Source organism: Bacillus sp. FSL R10-2201 (assembly GCF_038008665.1).
GTDB lineage: Bacteria > Bacillota > Bacilli > Bacillales > Bacillaceae_G > Bacillus_A > Bacillus_A mycoides.
In genome coordinates this window covers 899326-919924 of record NZ_JBBOZP010000001.1, presented here as the reverse complement: position 1 = coordinate 919924, position 20599 = coordinate 899326, and the positions used below count along the sequence as shown (strand labels likewise).

The following is a 20599-nucleotide window of genomic DNA, read 5'->3' as shown; positions in this document are numbered from 1 at the left end:
ATTCAGCGAAAGCAAAGAAGTTAGGTTGGGGTCGGGCTGCCCGGAAAAGCCCGATTGGTTAAGGCTGATAATCAGTGGGGGATGAACAAAACCCCCACTGATTAAAGTTTCACTTTATGTAGGAAGGAAAAGTTATTATGAAAAAATTGGGGAACATCGTCCTATTTATCGGTTTTCTCACCATTATCTTTTCATTTGGCATATTATCGCTTCTCAAAACTGACCGAGCAGTTTCGCCCGTTGAAAATCGTCCGCTCGCTCAAAAACCAGCTCTTACAAAAGAAGTTTCCTTAAATGGTAGTTTCTTTAAAGACTTTGAGACATATACAAACGATCAATTAATCGGAAGAGATGATCTCATAAAAAACTATACACTTACCCAAATTAAAATGGGCAAGTCTCTCATTAACGATATTATTCTAACTGATGATAAATGGCTTCTGAAAAACCCTGCTTGGACTACAAAATATAATGAGATTGACCAAGCTATGCCAGCTGTAAACGACTTATCTCAGTTTTTAAAAGAACAAAACATTGAGTTTTACTTTGCCTTACCACCGTCCAAAACGAATGCATTATCATTTAAATTACCTTCTCATATTCACACATATGCGCAGGAAAATTTAAATTATTTTCTAAATAAACTTCCAGCGGACGTAAAGCCAATTAAACTCATGGAACATTTTAAGAAAAACTATACAAATGAAGAAATACAAAGTATGTACTTTAAAACAGACCATCACTGGAATATGGATGGTGCCTTCTTAGGCTATCAATATATAATGAACACAATCGCGCAACAATCTTCTATATATAAAGGAAAAGAAATAAAAACAGAAGATTACACTCGTACGTGTGCTCCAAATACACATCTAGTCGGAAGCTTTAACAACCAGCTTTACCAACTGATCGATGCGACTGGAGAAAAACTATGCTACTACACACCGAAAGACGGTTTCAACTTTACGAGCGTAGCCGCAAAAGATGTAAATGGCACAGTATATCGCACACTAGATGAACTATACGGCGTAGAAAAACAAAATGATACAACATCGTACGCAGGCTATTATGCAAATGACTATCCAGAAATCGTCATCGAAAATAACAATGCACCAAATGATGTACGAGCTTTAGTCCTAAAAGACTCATTCGCAAACGCAATCGTGCCTCACTTAGCACAAAGCTTCAAACACACATCCATCCTCGACCTTCGTCACTATCACGAAAAGGATGTATATCAATACATTAAAGACAACAACATTAACATGGTATTGTTCGTGTATAGTGATTCGAATTTGAGCGGTGAGATGTTTAAGTTTAAGAAATAATTATTAAAAATAGGTCTCTTTAGAATCCTCTAAAGAGACCTATTTTTTTCGAAACCAAAAACAATCCCCATGTCATAATGACATGGGGATTGCAAATCTAATTATTAGATTTTTTCTTTAATAACGTTGATTGTTACAGCTTTTGTACCATACTCGGTAGTTGGTGCAAGTCTGTCTTTCACAACTTTAAAGATTACTGTACCTTTATCTCCAAACGCAGTTGTTACACCTTTGAAGACATCATTTTTCTCAGTAACAGTTTCGTCAGTTAAGAAGCTAAATAGTTCGTTTCCTTCTTTAGATACTGTATCATTTGATTTAACAGCTGTTACATAACCAAGCGCAACATCGTTACCGTCAAATGTAGCATTGTCGTTACGATCTAGGTAAACTTTACCTTGCTCTGTACCTTCATCAACGATACGTACTTTATGTTCTGTTGAGATGTTTAATTTGATGCCATTTAGAACATCATCTTTATCACTCTTCACAACGTCTAGTACTCTGTCGATATTAACTTTGCGGTTTTCGAATTGCTCAACTTCTACATCTTTAAATTTAACAGATGTAATTTGGATGTTTTCTTGTGTAACAGTAATTGTTGCGTGTCCAGCTGTAGCGCCATCTTTAGTTAAGATAACATCTGTAACACCTGCTTTTTTACCTGTTACTTTTAATGTTTTTCCTTCGATTTTCGCTGAAGCGATACCTTCATTACCTACTCTTAATTCATATCCTGCTAAATCAGCTGCATCAGCATATACGCCTTCTGTAGTGTAATTAGATAATTGATAGTTTACTGTATTTCCAGCACCAAGTGTAGTGTCAGCAGCTTCACCTTTTTGACCAGCTTTAGAAACAAGCTCTAAGCGTGGAGCTTCATGACCGATGTTGCTCTTCGTAACTTCAACATGAAGTGATCCGTAACCTTCACCACTTGCATTTGGATTTTGGAAGTGGATTGTACCAGCTCCAACTTTCGCACCTTTAACTTTAATAGAAGATGTACCGATAGAACCTTCATTTGTCGTAATAACCTCTAATGCAGTTACAGCGCCTGTTTGTGGGAATACTTCTTTAATAGCACCTTCATTCGCACCAAATGGATCGCCGTATTGGTCAGTTGTTACGAATGTCACTGGTAATTCTTTACCATCTACAACTTTTAATTGATCTGGGTTAGCTTTTACAGTTGTAAGTTTACGAGTATCCGTTTTTACAACGAAATCAAATGATTTTGTTACATCGCCCACTTTAACAGTAATTGTTGCAGAACCAGCTGCTTCTGCTTTAATTTCACCGTTTTTAACAGAGATAACACCTGGGTTAGATGATTTTAAGATAATCGCGCTAGGATCAACAACTTTGTTCTCTTTGTTAATTTGAGCAACAACTTTATGGATACCTGCTTTTTCACCAGCAACTAATGTTTTGCTGTTTAATGTGAAGTCTGTTCCACTTAAAGCTTTAGCATAATTTACACCAGCTTTATCTGTATCTACCGCAAACACAACATCTTTAATTGCTGTTGCTTCTGCATCAAGATTTTTCACTTCGATGATACCAGTGTTAGAAACTGTGATGCCGCCACGTTTTGTCACTTGTACTTCAACTTTGTATTTACCTTCGTCGATACCAACTGCTAGTTTACCAGTTGTTGACTCTGCAGTACCACCTTCAAAGATATTTGCTGGAGTACCATCTAATTTATTCGCAACAAATTTCACATCATGACCAGCGATATCTAAATACTCGATATCAGCATTGCCTTTTTCTTCATTTAATTTGAAGACAACTGCTTGGTCTGCACGATCGTCATCGAATGTAAGTTGTTCTACGCGTAATTTTTTCACTTCGTATACATACTTCACATTAAATGAATCGCCTTTTACTTTAACAGGAAGCTCTTTATTTGGAGCGATTTTTCCGCTTAACGTTACAACTGCAGATTTTCCATCTTTACTCGCTTCAAGTGCGATCGCTTTATTTCCTTCAAGCGTAACATCTTCAGCAGTAAGATTGTTTAACCCTGTACCAGTTAACGTTAATTGTGTTGGCTCAGTAGCAGTAACGTTTGTTACTTTCGCAACACTGTTATCTGATTTTGCATATTTTTTATCTGTTACTGCGATAAATTGAGCTGCTTCTGCACGAGATACAGTTTTATTTGGCTCCCATTTGCCACCAGTACCTACAGAGATTCCAAGATTAATTAGGATGTTTGCTTTTTCTTCACCCCAATGTCCTCTTAAATCATCAAATGTTGTAACTAATGTGCCATCTACTTTTTCTTTTAAGTTATAAGCACCTACTAGCATAGATGCGAAAGAAGCACGGTCGATTTTTCCTTCTGGATAGAAGTTATCTTTACCGTCACCTTTAACGATACCTGCTTTTTCAACTGCTGCGATATATTTAGCAGCCCATGTATTTTTAGCATCTTTGAAAGATGGCTGAGCATTTTCATCAACTGGTAATCCTAAAATTTGAGTGAAAATTACAGCTGCAGAAGCGCGATCAATTGCTTCAGCTGGGCCATATGTACCGTCTGGCTTACCTTTGATTGCACCTTTATCTACTAAGTAGTTGATAGAATCTAATGCCCAATGATCAGCTGGAACATCCGGGAATGATTTACCTGCTGCTGCTACTGGAGATACAACTCCTGCTACCATTGCTGCTGTCATTGTACCTGCGATTACTTTTTTGTAAGAGTTAGTCTTTGCCATTTTATTATTTTCCTCCTTTAGGACTATGTGCTACTAGTTTCATATCATATGTAATTTGAAAACTAGTTACTTAAAAAGCCATAAAACAATAAAAATACAAAATATCATGCGAAAAGTAGTTCACATAATAAAATGATACAAACCGTTAAATGTAAATATAAGGTTTAAATACCATTTTTTGAAACAAGTTCATCATACTATACAAAACTATTCGTTATCAAGAACTTTATCAAAAGAAGATTCGACACATTCTGATAATTCAGTCTTTTTATTGTATTATTAAGATATTAATAATACTAAAATATAGAAATGAACAAACTTTTTTCCTAAAAACTACTATCACCGCGCTTCGTATATTTTTCATATCAAATACACAATTGGAATTATAGCACATATTTCCACTTCATCACCTAAATGTTTTTTACAATAAATACAATTTTCAGACTACATTCGACTTAAATTATCGTAATTCGACATTTTCCACTTCTTTTCGAATGTTTTTTTAACGAAAAAAGGTGTTAATTTACAAAAAATTTACATATTAATGGGGTATTTTTCTATTTTTGAAAACGCTGTCATTTTATTTCTCAATAAAACCTACTATTAATCTTCAAAATATGATCTATTTTTCAAAGATCGTTTTATATGAAAATTAGACCATAAAAAAAGAGCCCACATAATGTGGACTCTTTCTATTGAAATGAATTTCAATTAGCGAGCTACTGTTACTGGTTTGAAAGCAACAAGTTTGTTAGCTGCTGTATCAACTGTATTTAAAGTATCGTTATTTTTAAGTTCTTTAGCTTTAAGTGTTAATGTACCAGTTGCTAAGTTAACATCTGTTGGAGCTGTTACTTTAAGTACTACTTCTTTAGCTGCTTTGTCATCAGCTTTTGCTACTGTTAACGCTACACCATTTAGGTCAATAACAAAGTCAGTTGCATCAACGTTCACAGCTTCAGAGAATGTTAAAGTAATTTCTTTAGCGTCAACTTTTGTAATTTTAGCTGACTGGAATTCAGGAGCTTTTGTATCTACAACGTTTAATAATAGGTTTTTCGTACCCATTTTCACTCCGTCTTTGTTTGCAACATTAGCTACTGTAAATTTAACTGTTTCTGATTTTTCGAAAGTAAATGTAGATGGTAACTCAATAACTGCATTTGTACCGTCTAATACGATTAGAGCACCTTCTGGTAATTTAGCACCAGCTAATGTGTAATTGTTTACATTAGAAGCTGATTCAGCTACTTGGCCACCTTTTACTTCTTTATCAAAGTTTACTGTAATTTTATTTGTAGCTTTATCAAAAGCCACGCCTGTTACTGCTGGAGCTACTTTATCTGTTTCTTTTTCAGATTCTTTTTCTACAACTTTCACTTCTTTAGTAAATGCTGCAGACTCATTACCAGCTGCATCTTTTACAAGACCTTTTGTAGCAGCTACTTTGTAGTTACCTTTTGCTGGGAATGTTAATGTAATACCTTTGCTGTTGTCTTTTGCTGCTTCGATTGTCACTTCACCAGTTACATCTCTGCTTGTATCTAAATTGATTACACGAATTTTTCCGTCTTGTTTAGTTACATCTTTATCAAAAGTAAATGTAGCTTCTTTATTTTGATCTGCCACAACTTTAACTAGGTTAGGAGCTACAACATCTTTTGTAACTTTTACTGCTTTAGATACTTTAGTACCTACATTGTTTGCTAAATCTTTGTAGCCAACAAATTCAACTGTAAGATCTGCAGCAGTTTCTTTATCTGTAAGAGCACCCGGTACTGTAACAAGCGCTTTTGTTTTATCTTGATCAAGAGCAATTGTAGCCTCTTTTACTACTGTATTACCTTTTTTCACAACTACTGTACCTTGTGCAGAAAGTTCTTCTGTAAATGTAGCTTCTAATGTAGCTGTACCATTAGCAAGGTCTTTTACTTTAATTTCTTTTACTTCTGGAGCTGTAACGTCTTTTTCTACTTTGTAAGTAGCTTTTCCTTCGTACATTTCCATTGCGTTACCTGATAAATCTTGAGCACCCGTTACGATAACTGAGAATTCTTTACCGTTCTCAAGGTTTAAAGTGTTAGTAGAAGTGAAAGTATTATTTTCAACTTTTCCGTCTACTTTTTGACCATTAACGATTACAGTTACAGCTTTTGCTGTATCTAATTTTTCACTAAATACTACTTTAACTTTTCCGTCTGGAGTAGATACTGTAGATACAGTTGGAGCTACTTCGTCATTAAAGAAGATAACTTCTAATGCTTTTGGAATTTCTTTACCATCAGCAGCTTTTAAGCCTTCAACAGTTAGAACGTAAGCTTCTTTATTTTTAAGTTTTGCATCTCCATCTAAAGTTACGATTACAGATTTTTTATCTTCACCGATTTTTGTAGTAACTGCTGTTGCGTTAGTTCCTTGAGAAAGAGTGAATTTCGCGTTCTTCACATCTTCTTCTTTCACTGTAGCGCCAAGTTTAACTTCGATCTCTTTAGCATTGATTGCTTTAATAGACTCAACTTTAGCTTCTTCTTTTTGTCCGAACTGCTTGTCAGTCTTAGCAATAAATTGAGCTGCTTCTGCTTTAGTTACAGATTTATTTGGCTCCCATTTGCCGCCAGTACCTACAGAGATTCCTAATTCAACTAGGATGTTAGCTTTGTCTTTACCCCAGCTATCTTGTAAGTCGTCGAATTTAGTTTCTGGAGTACCAGTTACTTTAGTGTCTAATTTGAAAGCTGGTACAAGCATTGCTGCCATAGAAACGCGGTCGATTTTTCCGTCTGGATCGAATTTACCTTCACCTTTACCTTTAACTACGCCAGCTTTTTCAACTGCTGCGATGATTGAAGTAGCCCAGTGGTCTTGAGAATCAGTGTAAGATGGTTTAGCATCTTTCTCGATTGGTAAGTTTAAGATTTTAGCCATCATTGTAGCTGCTTCTGCACGAGTGATTTCTTTTTCAGGCTCGAACATTCCTGTGCCATTACCTGCAATTGCGCCTTTTTCTGTTAAGTAGTTAATAGAATCAATTCCCCAGTGATCAGCTGGAACGTCTGGGAATGATTTTCCTGCTGCTGCTACTGGAGATACAACACCTGCTACCATTGCTGCTGTCATTGTACCAGCGATTAATTTTTTGTAAGAGTTAGTCTTTGCCATTTTATATATTTCCTCCTTCAGGAATGTAATACTAGTTCCATAATGTTTTAAATAGATATTCTATTTAATGTTGAAACTAGTAAATATAAATGTAGTTAAGATCCTATATATAGAAATGATTCCATAATACAGAATAATAAACATATTACACCATATTTATCTGAATTTAAATCCTTAAATTCGACAAAAAAGTGAATTTTCGTAATTCTAATGTTCATTTTTTTCGACTTTTATTTTAAATAATCAGATTATAAAATCAGAATATTTAAAATGGACGAAACATTGCGTCAGAACTACGTTTGTACAATATTTATATAACCATTTACAACTATAGCAGAAAAACGCTTGCAATTTCAATATCTAACTATGAAGATATTACGACATTAATCGACAAGACGTTTTTATAACTTTCGACATTATTCTTAAATTCATTTTTTGAACAAAACCGACATCATTATCCAATTATTTTCATGTAAAACGTATTATATCAATATTCTTTATATGCTAATGTTAAGATTTTAAGATAAAAACATACCTACTCCGGAACAACCAAACCTTTAATCTGTTATTTTTTTCGACATCATTCTACATTTTTTATATTTTTTGTCGACATTTTATTTTTTCTTCAATACGCTTCTCTTTCAAACTTTTACTTACATAGCAAAAAAGAACAGGTGATCCCTGTTCTTTTTTCTACTCAATTATTGAATAAAAAGAGGAATGGCCTCTATTCCATTCCTCTTTTTATAGACTCTTTTGCATGTAAGTCATTAATAATATATTTGGACGCTATGGAAATTTGCTCTCGCAATTCCTCTACCCTTTGTCCTAACGTTTCCTGTACATATTCTGTCTGCTCTAATTGCTTAATCGCCATACTATGTAATGTTTCTGTCGTCCAGTCTCCATCCACATTCCCAATAATCGGCTGATTTACTTGTTGTAAAAACGAATCGATCTTTGGATCATATGAAATTCCAATCATAGGCGTGTTTGCAACTGCCGATAATATAAGAGCATGCAGTCTCATTCCTATTAAAAGAGAGCATTCTGATAAAATAGAGATTTTCTCATGAATATCCATTTTATAAGGGAGCATGTGTGCTTCTTCTCCCATCAAATTAATGATATCCCTTGATGCATTTTGATCAAATGGTCCATGCATCGGTACAAATAAAATATGGTATCCCTCTTGCTTAAGCTTTTTCAGCGTATCTGCTAACTTCTTCATATAATCTTCTTTTGCATCCCAGTACCTTACACTAACCGCAACGACCTTTCCTTGCAGCGCATGTTTTTGAAGCCAATCGGATTTCTTTTCTTCTGGCTGACAAGCTAATACTGGATCTGGAACAAGTTCGATGTCTTTCTTAATACCAATTTCTTTTAAGTACAAAAAAGAGTCTTCATCACGTACTGATATATATTCAGCCTTTGATACATGCCATTTCACTAATAAACGATTTTGCTTCTTCGTGATAGGCCCGATTCCTTGGGCGTAAATATAATACGGCTTTTTCAAAAAACGGGCAAGCCGCATAATACCCGTATAGTATAAAATACTCTTAATACTCGTCTTATCTTGTAAGAGACTTCCGCCTCCGCTAATTAAACCATTACTTCTCTTTATTTCTCGGTAAATCGCTCTTATATCCCATCGGTTTACTGCTTCTACACCGTACATTTTTCTTGTATAGTCGGGGTCATTTGAAAGTACAACAAGCTCAAGAGTAGGATCCTCTTCATGTAGCGCTTTAATAATTGATTGCAAAATTGCTTCGTCCCCAACATTATAAAAACCATAATATCCTGATAAAACTAACCGCACTCTTAATCTCCTCCAACATTTCGCAATCAACTCTTTTTGTAATTAAACAAATTGTTATCCATTCCTTGCCGAGAAAGGTTTGATAACTTCAAATTGATTTCTTTCACAAACATCTAACAAGTCATACCCATGTATAATATTGTTCATTTTCTATAATCAACGATTTTATTTACGTAAAAATGGAATTTGTTCTTTCGATATCCAGTTTAGTTTCAATGCACATATGCCATATAACACTGAAGCTATACTTAGCGCTACAGCACTATATATCATTGCTAAAATCCTGGAATCTGTCACATTGATTAATGTAGACCCAAAGTATAATGCTATACCTAAAATACTAGATACTCCAATCACAGCCAAAAATTTCCCTATAGCTATTGGATAGGAAAGATCTTTTCTAATATAAATATGATTTGCGATACAAATCATTATATAAATAATTAGAGTACTATACGCTGCTCCATTTATACCGAATTGGTTTACTAGCGCTATATTTAATACAATTTTTACAAAACTTACACCGATGACAATCCATGCTGCTTGCATCGAACGATTAATCCCTTGCAAGATTCCTATTGATAATACCATAAGTGATGTGAAATACGAGCTACCAATTAAAATAGCTAACATGCCACTTCCTTTTGTATCTGTAAATAATGCAACATTAAGCGGTACTGCAAGCGCCATAAGCCATATCGTTATCGGCATTGTTAAAACGTGCGCAAATTCATTTGTACGTTTTACTGTCAGTTTAGCTAAAGCTATATCTTTTTTTGTTAAAGCAGCTGTTAATAATGGAATTAACGGAAATACTATCGCACTTGCAAATACAACAATTAATTGCGTAAATGCAAAACCACGGCTATATATACCAAATTGTTCCTGAATAGTTGTAGAAGATTCATGTAGCACATGTGGAATTGTTACAGAATCAACTAAATTTAAAACAGGCATCGATAACGCTCCGATTGCAATTGGAATTGAAACACGAAGTATGTTTTTCGCGTTTGTCTTAAAATCTTGTAATGAATATGTTTCGCTCTTATAGCGATACGTGCTTTTCACATATTTCATTCGCAAATATATGAGTGACGTAATAACACCAAAACAAGAACCAATCATTGCTCCGCCTGTTATGATATCACTACCTTTATTCCAATATACAAATATATAGGCTATTGTTAGCATAAAGAATACGCGTATCAACTGTTCAATTACTTGTGATACACCAGTAGGTATCATATCTCCGAACCCTTGGAAATATCCACGGTACACTGCCATATACGGTGCGATTAATAAAGCAAACGAAGTAACAATTAATGCTAGCCTCGTCTCTTGCCCACCAAGCATATTTGCAATGCCACTCGATCCAATGATAATAATTAAAAATCCGAGCACCCCAAATATAACACCGATAATAGATGCGGACGTAAACAATTTAGCTATTCCGTCACGATCATTCTTTTCATGAAGATCAGCTATTAACTGGGATATTGCTAGCGGGACTCCCGCTACTGATAAAGTTAAGGCTATCATATATACAGGAAAAACAAGGCGAAAAATTCCAAGTACTTCATCCCCTGCTATATTTTGCAATGGAATTTGAAAAAAACTCCCCACTACTTTCGATATAAACGTTGTAACGGTTAAAATCGCAGCGCCTTTTACAAACTTTTTATTCATCTTCTATCTCTTTTCTTTCAATATATAATCTACATAAAATATTAAATCCATATTATTCATTCAACTTGAGAATCATCACTTTATCTCATTTAGTTATCATACCAAATTTCTTATATATTGAATACTCTCTTTCTTTTTATGTTTTAAATATAATATGTGCCATATATATGTTTTTTTATCCAGTATTTTCTTCAATTTACTACTTCTACTTGTTCAGGATAAACATGTGCTATAATGTAGCTATTGTCAGTAAGAGGAGTGTTTACAACATGCTGAATTCGGTAAAGAAATTGTTAGGAGATTCTCAAAAAAGAAAGCTAAAAAAATATGAACAACTCGTTCAAGATATTAATGATTTGGAAAAACAAATGGCTGATTTACCTGACGAAGAATTACGTCACAAAACTGTCACATTCAAAAGTATGCTTAAGGATGGTAAAACAGTTGATGACATAAAAGTAGAAGCATTCGCTGTTGTACGCGAAGCCGCAAAACGTGTGCTTGGATTACGCCATTACGATGTGCAGTTAATCGGAGGACTTGTATTACTAGAAGGTAATATTGCGGAGATGCCAACTGGTGAAGGGAAAACATTAGTTTCCTCTCTCCCAACATATGTACGTGCCCTTGAAGGAAAAGGCGTTCATGTTATTACTGTAAACGATTACTTAGCGAAGCGTGATAAAGAGTTAATTGGCCAAGTCCATGAATTTCTAGGCTTACAAGTTGGATTAAATATTCCTCAAATCGATCCTTCTGAAAAGAAACTTGCGTACAAAGCTGATATTACATACGGTATTGGAACAGAGTTTGGCTTTGACTATCTTCGCGATAATATGGCTGCTTCACAAAATGATCAAGTTCAGCGCCCCTATCACTTTGCTATTATCGATGAGATTGATAGCGTTTTAATTGATGAGGCGAAAACGCCACTTATCATTGCTGGGAAGAAATCAGGTAGCTCTGATTTGCATTATTTATGTGCAAAAGTTATCAAATCATTCCAAGATACCCTTCACTATACATACGATGCAGAATCGAAATCAGCTAGTTTTACAGAAGACGGTATTACAAAAATAGAAGATTTATTTGACATCGATAACTTATATGATTTAGAGCATCAAACTCTATACCATTATATGATTCAATCATTACGTGCCAATGTCGCTTTCCAGCTTGACGTTGACTATATTGTGCATGATGAAAAAATACTACTTGTAGATATTTTCACAGGACGTGTTATGGATGGTCGCTCTTTAAGTGACGGCTTACATCAAGCACTAGAAGCAAAAGAAGGTTTAGAAATTACAGAAGAAAACCAAACACAAGCTTCTATTACAATTCAAAACTTCTTCCGTATGTATCCGGCATTATCAGGTATGACAGGTACCGCAAAAACGGAAGAAAAAGAATTCAACCGTGTATATAATATGGAAGTTATTCCAATTCCAACGAACCGTCCTATTCTTCGTGAAGATAAAAATGACGTAGTATATGTAACAGCTGATGATAAATATAAAGCTGTGCGTGAAGAAGTTCTAAAACAGCATAAGCAAGGACGCCCTATTTTAATTGGGACGATGTCTATCTTGCAATCTGAAACTGTTGCTCGTTATTTAGATGAAGCAAACATAAAGTATCAATTATTAAACGCTAAAAGTGCAGAGCAAGAAGCAGACTTAATTGCAACTGCTGGGCAAAAAGGTCAAATTACAATCGCTACAAATATGGCAGGCCGAGGTACTGATATTTTACTAGGTGAAGGTGTCCACACCCTTGGTGGATTACATGTAATTGGAACAGAACGTCATGAATCTCGCCGCGTTGATAACCAGCTTAAAGGACGAGCTGGTCGCCAAGGTGATCCGGGAAGCTCTCAATTTTTCCTATCTTTAGAAGATGAGATGCTAAAGCGCTTTGCTCATGAAGAAGTAGAAAAGCTGGAGAAATCACTGAAACCTGACAAAACGGGGCTTATTAATACATCTAAAGTTCATGATTTCATTAACCGTACACAATTAATTTGTGAAGGTGGTCATTTCTCAATGCGTGAATATAATTTAAAATTAGATGACGTAATTAATGATCAACGTAATGTTATATACACACTACGTAACAACCTTCTAAAAGAAGAAACAAATATGATAGAACTTGTTATTCCAATGATTGAACACTCTGTGGATGCAATTGCTAAGCAGCACCTTTTCGAAGGAATGCTTCCTGAAGAATGGGATTTCACTAGTTTAACAGCATCTATTAAAGAAGTTTTAGCGGTTGAAACTTTGCCGCCATTATCTGCGAACGACGTACATTCGCCTGAGGATTTACAAATCGTTTTAAAAGATACAATTTCTAGCTATATCGAACGTGTACAAGAATTAAATGACCATGCGGATTTACAACAATCACTGCGCTACGTTGGTTTACACTTCCTAGATCAAAACTGGGTAAATCACTTAGATGCAATGACTCACTTGAAAGAAGGTATTGGCTTAAGACAATATCAACAAGAAGATCCAACTCGCCTTTACCAAAAAGAAGGTTTGGATATTTTCTTATACACTTACGGTAATTTTGAAAAAGAAATGTGCCGATATATCGCGAGACATTTAGCAGTTCCAGAAAACGTACAATCATGAGGTGAAAATTTATGTTATCATTCCTGAAAAAGGCAAAGAAAAAAGGAAAAGATACTACTGTTTCTAGTAATCAATTATTTGGACAAGAAGAAACTACTTCTCAAAACAAAACGGTAAAGCCAGTTCTTTACTTCCATCCTAGCTGGGGTGACGTAGCACAAGAACAAAAATACATTTATCAATTTTTACATAAAGAATTACCACGTTTACAAGAATATCAAATTTCCTTATCAGGAATTGAAATTGAAAAACGTGATGGCGCATACGATGTAGCTGCTTTCATTCGCAGCAGTGTCCCAAAACCAATTTCTTTCGAAGAAGTTACATTACTTCTATTAAACAAAGATAAAAAGCTGTGCGCACGTAAAACATTTAACCTATCTGCACTTGGCGATATTCCTGAAAACGTGAATATGCCTTTCGTATTTACATTTGAGCAAGAAACAATAACGGAAGCTGAACTATCTCAATCAGATTGGGAATTAGCTTTCGAACTTGAAAGTAAGCATCAACTAGATTTAGATCCATCTTGGGAATCTCAGTTACCTGAAGCAAGCAAAGATGCTTTACGTAATTTTGTAGACAATTTAACACCTCCAAATGAAGGTGAAATTAACTTCCTAGGTTTACAAGCCGCACTGAAAGAGAACGGCGATTTACATACAACACTTCTAATTCGTAACGGCTGTAAAGATAACATTCAACTAGAGCAACTTCCTCTTCATATTGAAGATGCTTCTGGAGAAGTCGTTGTTAAAGGTGCTTTCACGTTACCAAATCTTGAAATTAAAGCGAATACTACAAAACCGTGGTCATTTGTTTTCCCTGCTTCATCCATCTTGAAACAAAATATGGATTTATCTAGCTGGAAAGCATTTGTACCACAAGACTAATATACAAAAAAGCCTATCCTAAAAGATGGTCATCACACCTTTAGGATAGGCTCTATTTTTTATGTAAAATCTACTTCGTTACTAATAAACGTTCAATATGATACTCAGCTTCTAGTTTACACATTTCATCTACATGCTTTACTTCGCTCTTGTTTAACAGCTCTAATTGTTCTTCGCTCGGCTGCTCACTAATAAGCTCATTAATTTTTTCATTTACTTTCATCGCTAATGCTTGATGGAAATCTGGATGTCCTTTCAACTCGTCATCTACTTTATTAATCCAAGTTGATTTTGTGTATAAATATTGTTTCCACTGTTCAACAAATTGCTGCATATCAAATTTTTCTTCATTCCATTCAATTTCTTTCATATATCTCTCAAAAGAAACAACAATTGATCGTGTAATCCCGATCTTCACTCCATGTGGTAACTGTTTGTACATCAAATATTCCCTCCAGCTTAAAGCTCTTCCTTCTGAATATAAAGGAATCTCAAAATTCATATACCTTCTTATAATAGCACATTGCTAATCTAAGATGTTACTATACTGTGTAGAAAATCAATTGTCAACAGACGTATAACATTTAGATATAATGATTTTATACATAGTAAGCACATATACAAATAATAAGAACCTTCACACTCTATAACGCAATTCATGTGAAGGTTCTTATTGTTATATTGCCTTAACTTTTAAAAACTGCAGTTTCTCTTTTTGCTCATCATTCGCCATCATTACTATCGTCTTTTCAACATGCGGATGTACATGTTCAAGTGTCACACTCGCTCCTGCTTTATCCGATTGCTCAACAAAGTTTAATAACGCCATAGCTCCTGATACATCCATATAACGTACATCTTTCATACGCAAACTAACTGGTGACTTCACATCTTGTAAAGAAGCAAAAATACGATCTACTGATAGAAATGAAAGTGGTCCCTGAATCGTATACGTCGCTTCTTTTTCTTTTATAATAGAAGCTTTACGTTCTTTACACTTCACCATGTATATAATGAAGGAAAGAATAATGCCAAACGCAACAGCAACCATTAAATCGAATTTCACTGTCACAACCATCGTCACGAACATAACAATCACATCACCTCTTGGTGCTACATGTGCTTTCTTCATGCTTTCCCAATCAAACATCCCTATGCCAGTTAAAATTAAAATACCTGATAATACAGCAAGCGGAATATATTGTACCACTGAACCGAGTCCCATAATGAAAATAAATAATATGACACTATGCATACAAGCCGACAGTGCCGTCTTCCCCCCGCTTCTTATATTGACGATAGATCTAACAGTTGCACCTGCTCCTGCTAATCCACCGAACAAACCACTCGCAATATTGCCAATACCTTGTCCGATTAACTCTTTATTACTTTTATGACGTGTCCCCGTCACATTATCCATTACGACAGACGTTAATAACGAGTCAATTGATCCTAGTAAAGCAATACTAAGTGCTGGTAATACAAGTGCTAACATGCCATTTGCGTCTAAATTCGGTACGTGAAGAGATGGCATCGCCTCTGGAATTGCACCTATTTTTTCAATCATCTTATTTAAAGAAAGAGTTCCTACAACTGGTAAGTTGACCGTAATTCCTTGTAGCATAGAAGAAAATAACGGCAACGTTACTGTAACACCTACTAATGCTACTAAACTTGATGGAATGGCCTTAATCCATTTTCCAGAAACAATCATTACAATGATCGTTAATAACACAAGCAGAAAGCTATTTTGTACGTGCTTCATTTCACCTAAAATAATAATCAGTGCAATCCCATTCATAAACCCTGAAACAACAGGATACGGAATGTAACGAACGTAAGAGCCGAGCTTACATACACCAAATAAAATTTGAAATAACCCCGCCATCATAAATGCAATAAAACTTGCTTCTAATCCGTGAGTTGCAATAACGCCCGTTGCAATTACTGTAATCGGCCCAGTAGGACCCGTTACTTGCCCCGGTGTACCGCCAAATAACGCCGCAAACAAACCTGCAAAAATTGCACCATACAATCCGACCAGTGCTCCCTCAGACGTTCCCGTTGCAGCAATACCAAATGCAATCGCTAGCGGCAAGGCAACAATCGCAACAGTAAACCCTGCTAAACATTCCTTTGCTATTTTTTGAAACATATAAATAACCACCTTCTTATAAAGTCCATGTTCCATTGTACATCTAAAACAAATCATTCGTTAACGTATTTATAAAAAACTCTTTACAGTCTCGTGAAGTAAACGTCTACATTTACAAATAGCCTTCCCAAGTCAAACTAAAAAACAGCAATATGACGAATCTACCTTTGGAAACAAACTTGACTATGCTATAATGAACAAATTAAATCTTTTACTATATACTTGGAGGCACTATGCTAACTTTTGAAGAAAAATTATCAATTATTGAATCTTTCCCGGAATTAGAAAGAAAGAACGTATCATTAAAACGCGTAAACTTTCACTTTGAAGAAAGTCGTTTAGATAAAAAGAACGTTGTATATCATTTACACCCAAATGGAAACGGATTTGTATATGCAAACTTCATTAAAGGTTATAGAACAGATGATAAAGGTATGATTAACATCCGTGAGTTTTCAGAAGAAGAACTGCGTTCATTAATTGAAAAAGTAATTGAACGTCTATCACAGGAGCAAGAGGAAATTGTAGCACCAATGGAACCTGCTGCGGAAGAAGAATGGCGTAACGAAGACGGACATATCCTAACTCTTATTCAAGAGGATGACATGTGGAACGTTTACGCTGGCGTAAACTTAGACGGTACATTCAACTCTTATCCAGAAGCTGCGGAATACCTTGATGAAGAAGGTTTCTCACGCAAGTAATAAAAATGCCTTTCCGAATTTGGAAAGGCATTTTTTCATTATTTTTTCATACCTTTTAACGACTCTCTCAGCACAAATTTTTGCAACTTCCCACTCGCATTACGAGGAAGTTCATCTGCAAATAAGTAATGACGCGGACGTTTATAGTCTGCTAATTCATCACTTTCTTTGCAATACATTTCTAAATCAGCTTCTGAAATATTTTTATCTTTCTTTACAACGACCGCAACAACACGCTCTCCCCATAGTTCATCTGGCTCACCAAGTACTGCAACATCTAATACACCAGGGTGACTATGAAGAAAATCTTCAATTTCGCGAGGATAAATATTTACGCCACCGCTAATTACCATATCATCAACGCGGTCTGCAACGAATAAATAGCCGTCTTTATCGAAGTATCCTAAATCACCAGAATGATACCAGCCTTTATACATCGATTTTGCATTTGCTTCTTCTCGATTATGATAACCAGCCATCATAGTTGGACCGCGCAAAATAATTTCCCCTACTTCATAAGGAGGCAACGTATCATCTGGCTCTGCTGGTCCATCTTCGTTCGGTTTCACAATTCGAATTTCATGGCTAAAGCACGGTGTTCCTGCTGAACCAGCTTTCGTAATTTGATCCTCTTCTACGAGAAACGCAACAACTGGTCCCATTTCTGTCATTCCGTAAATTTGGACAAGATCAATATAAAGACGCTCTTTACATTCCTTCACTAACGCCGGAGCCATCGCAGCCCCGCCATATACACCGATTTTCATCGAAGTTAAATCATACTTAGTTAGATCTTTTTGCAGTAACATATTCCACATCGTTGGTGCTGCAAAAAACGTCGTAATCTTCTCTTCTTGAATTGTATGTAATACTCTATCCGTATCAAAATGATGTAAAATAACATTCTTTCCGCCAACTTGAATGCGCGGTATGATTCCAGCATTTAACTCGCCGCAATGATATAAAGGTGCTACCACAAGCCCGGCGCTATCCCTGTTATATTTTATGAAATACGTACAAATCATACTATGCTCAGCCATATCACGATGGCGATGTAGTACGCCTTTCGGATGACCAGTCGTTCCGCTCGTATAAAGCATAGAACAAAAATCCATTTCATCGACTACAATATCTACTTTCTCAGCTGATGCTTCATTTACTTTTTCATGGTAAGAACTAGCATAGGAAGGTGCATCGTCTTCCACGTACCAAAAAGACGAATTTGGAAAATCTCGTTCAATCATAGCAACTGTTGATTCGACTGCTTTTTCAAAGACAACTACTTTCGAGGCTGCATCTTGGAGGATATACGATAATTCTTTTGCTTTTAAGCGGAAATTAATTGGATTGAAGATCGCGCCAATTTTCGCACAGGCTAAGTAAACGTTTACAAATTCACGACAGTTATATAGGTAAACAGATACACAATCTCCCTTTCTTACTCCTTCTTTCAATAGAGCTTGCGCCGTTTTATTTATTTGCTCATCCCACTGTTTATATGTCCAACGAATATTTTTTTCTGGTTCTACTAACGCCTCTTTATTCGGATACTTGCCAACTGTCAAATCAAAAATTCTCCCTATCGTCATGTACATGCCAACAATTTCCCCCTTTTCTCTTTCATAAATCTATCATTTCGTCTATAAGTAGACATTGTCCTCTAATAATCTGACTAATTTTTCTGATTATTATCGACATAGTTTTACATATGGACCGTTTGATGGTAAATGAAATTATATCGGCGGTTTTTTGAATATATCGAACGCAACTCAATTTATATCAGCTATTTTTCGAATATATCGACTTACCGACAAAAACTGACAATATAAAAAGAGGCTGTTCCAAATCGGAACAACCCCCTTCTTCTTACACGAATAGCTCTTCTAAAATTTTCAGTTTATCTTCTGTATATTTCACGAAGCCATCGTTATATGATTTTGGATCTTTCGGATTCGCAAAGTGTGTAATTGCTCCTGTTTGTGGGTGAACAAATTTACTTGATGCCCCGCAACCAAGTCCGATAATCGATTGTACTTCTTCCATAATAACAATATTGTAGATACTTTCTTGCGTCGGTATTGCATACCCAACGTTTTCTAAGTTACCTAAAATATTTTTTTGACGATATAAATAGTATGGCACGTAATTATGGTTCTTCGTCCACTCTTCCGCCTCATGCATCATCGCAGTAATTTCTTCGCGACCTGCTACTTTATATTTACGTTTGTTTTGCGTCATTTCAGAAGCACGTTTAAATGATAACGTATGAACTGTTAACGATTCTGGCATTAACTTTTCTGTTTCATCTAACGTATGCTTAAAGATGTCTAATCCTTCACCAGGAAGACCAATAATTAAATCCATATTAATATTGTTCATTCCCATTTCACGTGCTAAATGATACTTCTCAATCGTTTCTTCTACAGTGTGATGACGTCCAATTGCTTTTAGTGTTTCTTGGTGGTATGACTGCGGATTAATACTAATACGGTCAATGTTCCATTTATTTAACACTTCTAGCTTTGCTGGTGTGATCGTATCTGGGCGACCTGCCTCAACTGTTACTTCACGTACATCTTTCACATCAGGGAAAGCTTGGTACATTTCTTCATACAACATATCCATCTCTTCTGCTGTAATACTCGTCGGTGTACCGCCGCCGTAATAAATCGTCGTAACTGTAACACCTTTTTCTTTTAAAAACTTACCAATTTCACGAACTTCATAATGTAACCCGCCTAAGAACGAATCAACTGATCCTTGGCGTCCGTTAATTGCATAAGCCGGGAACGTACAGTACGCACATTTTGTAGGACAAAACGGAATACCGATGTAAATACTTACTTCTTCTTTCAAGCGGTATAAATCTGGAACAACCGCTAATTGGCAATCAACAATACGCTGAAGAAGTTCAATTTTCTCTTCATGAATTAAATAACTTTCACGAAGTTCTTTATGCGCTTCTTCTTTTGACATACCATTTTGAAGTAGTTTGTGAAGAAGTTTCGTTGGGCGTACCCCAGTTAATATTCCCCAGCTCTGTTCAAGTCCAGTTAGCTGTTGAAGTACAGAAAGATATACGTAAGAAACAACATGTTTCACTTGCTTCATACGTTCTTTTTCTTCTGTGAAAGCAGATAAATCTTTTGCGAATGTTTCTTCATATACATTTCCGGTTGCAACATCTGTTAAACGAGCCGATGCTGTCACATTACCTTCTATCTGTATATCAACGATAAGATTTGCTTCTTCTTTCTCAAACCCTATCGTGCTCTCTTCAAAAAATAAACCGCCAATATTTTGTAGCGGACGTAAAAAACGATCATCTTGTAACGTTTTAATTGAAATTAACAACATTATCACCTTTTCATTTGCAAACTCTCTTTAGTTTACTTGAAGGGCGTTTGAAGGTCAATACAGAAGGTTTTACCTTATTTCTTCTATTAAAAATTTAAAGGCATAAGAGATAACATTTCTC

12 protein-coding genes are annotated in these 20599 nt (G+C 35.6%); 4 read left to right on the top strand and 8 right to left on the bottom strand.

The window, feature by feature from the left end:
• Nucleotides 1–137 precede the first annotated feature (137 nt).
• On the top strand, nt 138–1328 hold the full coding sequence (gene patB1 / locus NSQ69_RS04645) for a secondary cell wall polysaccharide O-acetyltransferase PatB1 (RefSeq protein WP_341098964.1): 1191 nt from the start codon (nt 138–140) through the stop codon (nt 1326–1328).
• 104 nt (nt 1329–1432) lie between these two features.
• Here patB1 and NSQ69_RS04640 read toward each other — a convergent pair whose 3' ends face one another.
• From NSQ69_RS04640 to NSQ69_RS04625, 4 genes are all read right to left on the bottom strand, one after another.
• The gene (locus NSQ69_RS04640; RefSeq protein WP_050000867.1) at nt 1433–4057 is read right to left on the bottom strand and encodes an S-layer homology domain-containing protein; all 2625 of its coding nucleotides are present in this window, start codon (nt 4055–4057) and stop codon (nt 1433–1435) included.
• A gap of 711 nt (nt 4058–4768) precedes the next feature.
• Nucleotides 4769–7216 (bottom strand): S-layer homology domain-containing protein, encoded by a 2448-nt coding sequence (locus NSQ69_RS04635; protein WP_341098963.1) that lies wholly within the window; start codon nt 7214–7216, stop codon nt 4769–4771.
• A gap of 727 nt (nt 7217–7943) precedes the next feature.
• Entirely contained in the window at nt 7944–9044 is a 1101-nt protein-coding gene (gene csaB / locus NSQ69_RS04630; protein WP_002125544.1) for a polysaccharide pyruvyl transferase CsaB, read from the bottom strand.
• Between the two features lie 165 nt (nt 9045–9209).
• Nucleotides 9210–10730: a putative polysaccharide biosynthesis protein gene (locus NSQ69_RS04625; protein WP_078203454.1), complete on the bottom strand. Its 1521-nt coding sequence runs from the start codon at nt 10728–10730 to the stop codon at nt 9210–9212.
• Nucleotides 10731–10999: 269 nt separating this feature from the next.
• On the opposite strand from NSQ69_RS04625, the gene secA2 reads away from it, so the two are divergent.
• Both secA2 and NSQ69_RS04615 read left to right on the top strand, forming a co-directional pair.
• Nucleotides 11000–13369, top strand: a complete 2370-nt coding sequence (gene secA2 / locus NSQ69_RS04620) for an accessory Sec system translocase SecA2 (protein ID WP_002125541.1) — start codon at nt 11000–11002, stop codon at nt 13367–13369.
• Nucleotides 13370–13380: 11 nt separating this feature from the next.
• On the top strand, nt 13381–14262 hold the full coding sequence (locus NSQ69_RS04615; protein ID WP_002030040.1) for an accessory Sec system S-layer assembly protein: 882 nt from the start codon (nt 13381–13383) through the stop codon (nt 14260–14262).
• Nucleotides 14263–14332: 70 nt separating this feature from the next.
• On the opposite strand, the gene NSQ69_RS04610 is transcribed toward NSQ69_RS04615, so the two are convergent.
• Together NSQ69_RS04610 and NSQ69_RS04605 are read right to left on the bottom strand one after the other, a co-directional pair.
• Nucleotides 14333–14704 carry a hypothetical protein gene (locus NSQ69_RS04610; RefSeq protein WP_002125538.1) on the bottom strand — a complete coding sequence of 124 codons (372 nt, stop codon included), beginning with the start codon at nt 14702–14704 and terminating at the stop codon, nt 14333–14335.
• A 234-nt stretch (nt 14705–14938) separates the two neighbouring features.
• A complete protein-coding gene (locus NSQ69_RS04605) occupies nt 14939–16417 on the bottom strand; it encodes a SulP family inorganic anion transporter (protein WP_341098961.1) in 1479 nt (492 codons plus the stop codon).
• Between the two features lie 233 nt (nt 16418–16650).
• Here NSQ69_RS04605 and NSQ69_RS04600 point away from each other — a divergent pair, with 233 nt between their 5' ends.
• The gene (locus NSQ69_RS04600; protein ID WP_002010927.1) at nt 16651–17121 is read left to right on the top strand and encodes a hypothetical protein; all 471 of its coding nucleotides are present in this window, start codon (nt 16651–16653) and stop codon (nt 17119–17121) included.
• A 38-nt stretch (nt 17122–17159) separates the two neighbouring features.
• Here the strand turns inward: NSQ69_RS04600 and NSQ69_RS04595 are convergent, their stop codons facing one another.
• Together NSQ69_RS04595 and NSQ69_RS04590 are read right to left on the bottom strand one after the other, a co-directional pair.
• Nucleotides 17160–18716: a fatty acid--CoA ligase gene (locus NSQ69_RS04595; RefSeq protein ID WP_016093234.1), complete on the bottom strand. Its 1557-nt coding sequence runs from the start codon at nt 18714–18716 to the stop codon at nt 17160–17162.
• 271 nt (nt 18717–18987) lie between these two features.
• The gene (locus NSQ69_RS04590; RefSeq protein ID WP_002010930.1) at nt 18988–20478 is read right to left on the bottom strand and encodes a coproporphyrinogen III oxidase; all 1491 of its coding nucleotides are present in this window, start codon (nt 20476–20478) and stop codon (nt 18988–18990) included.
• Between the last annotated feature and the right edge of the window lie 121 nt (nt 20479–20599).

Coding starts and splice junctions, on each gene's coding strand:
- NSQ69_RS04605 (WP_341098961.1), bottom strand. CDS start 16,417: ATGTTTCAAAAAATAGCAAAGGAATGTTTAGCAGGGTTTACTGTTGCG.
- NSQ69_RS04635 (WP_341098963.1), bottom strand. CDS start 7,216: ATGGCAAAGACTAACTCTTACAAAAAATTAATCGCTGGTACAATGACA.
- NSQ69_RS04640 (WP_050000867.1), bottom strand. CDS start 4,057: ATGGCAAAGACTAACTCTTACAAAAAAGTAATCGCAGGTACAATGACA.
- NSQ69_RS04590 (WP_002010930.1), bottom strand. CDS start 20,478: ATGTTGTTAATTTCAATTAAAACGTTACAAGATGATCGTTTTTTACGT.
- NSQ69_RS04600 (WP_002010927.1), top strand. CDS start 16,651: ATGCTAACTTTTGAAGAAAAATTATCAATTATTGAATCTTTCCCGGAA.
- NSQ69_RS04625 (WP_078203454.1), bottom strand. CDS start 10,730: ATGAATAAAAAGTTTGTAAAAGGCGCTGCGATTTTAACCGTTACAACG.
- secA2 (WP_002125541.1), top strand. CDS start 11,000: ATGCTGAATTCGGTAAAGAAATTGTTAGGAGATTCTCAAAAAAGAAAG.
- NSQ69_RS04595 (WP_016093234.1), bottom strand. CDS start 18,716: ATGTACATGACGATAGGGAGAATTTTTGATTTGACAGTTGGCAAGTAT.
- patB1 (WP_341098964.1), top strand. CDS start 138: ATGAAAAAATTGGGGAACATCGTCCTATTTATCGGTTTTCTCACCATT.
- NSQ69_RS04615 (WP_002030040.1), top strand. CDS start 13,381: ATGTTATCATTCCTGAAAAAGGCAAAGAAAAAAGGAAAAGATACTACT.
- NSQ69_RS04610 (WP_002125538.1), bottom strand. CDS start 14,704: ATGTACAAACAGTTACCACATGGAGTGAAGATCGGGATTACACGATCA.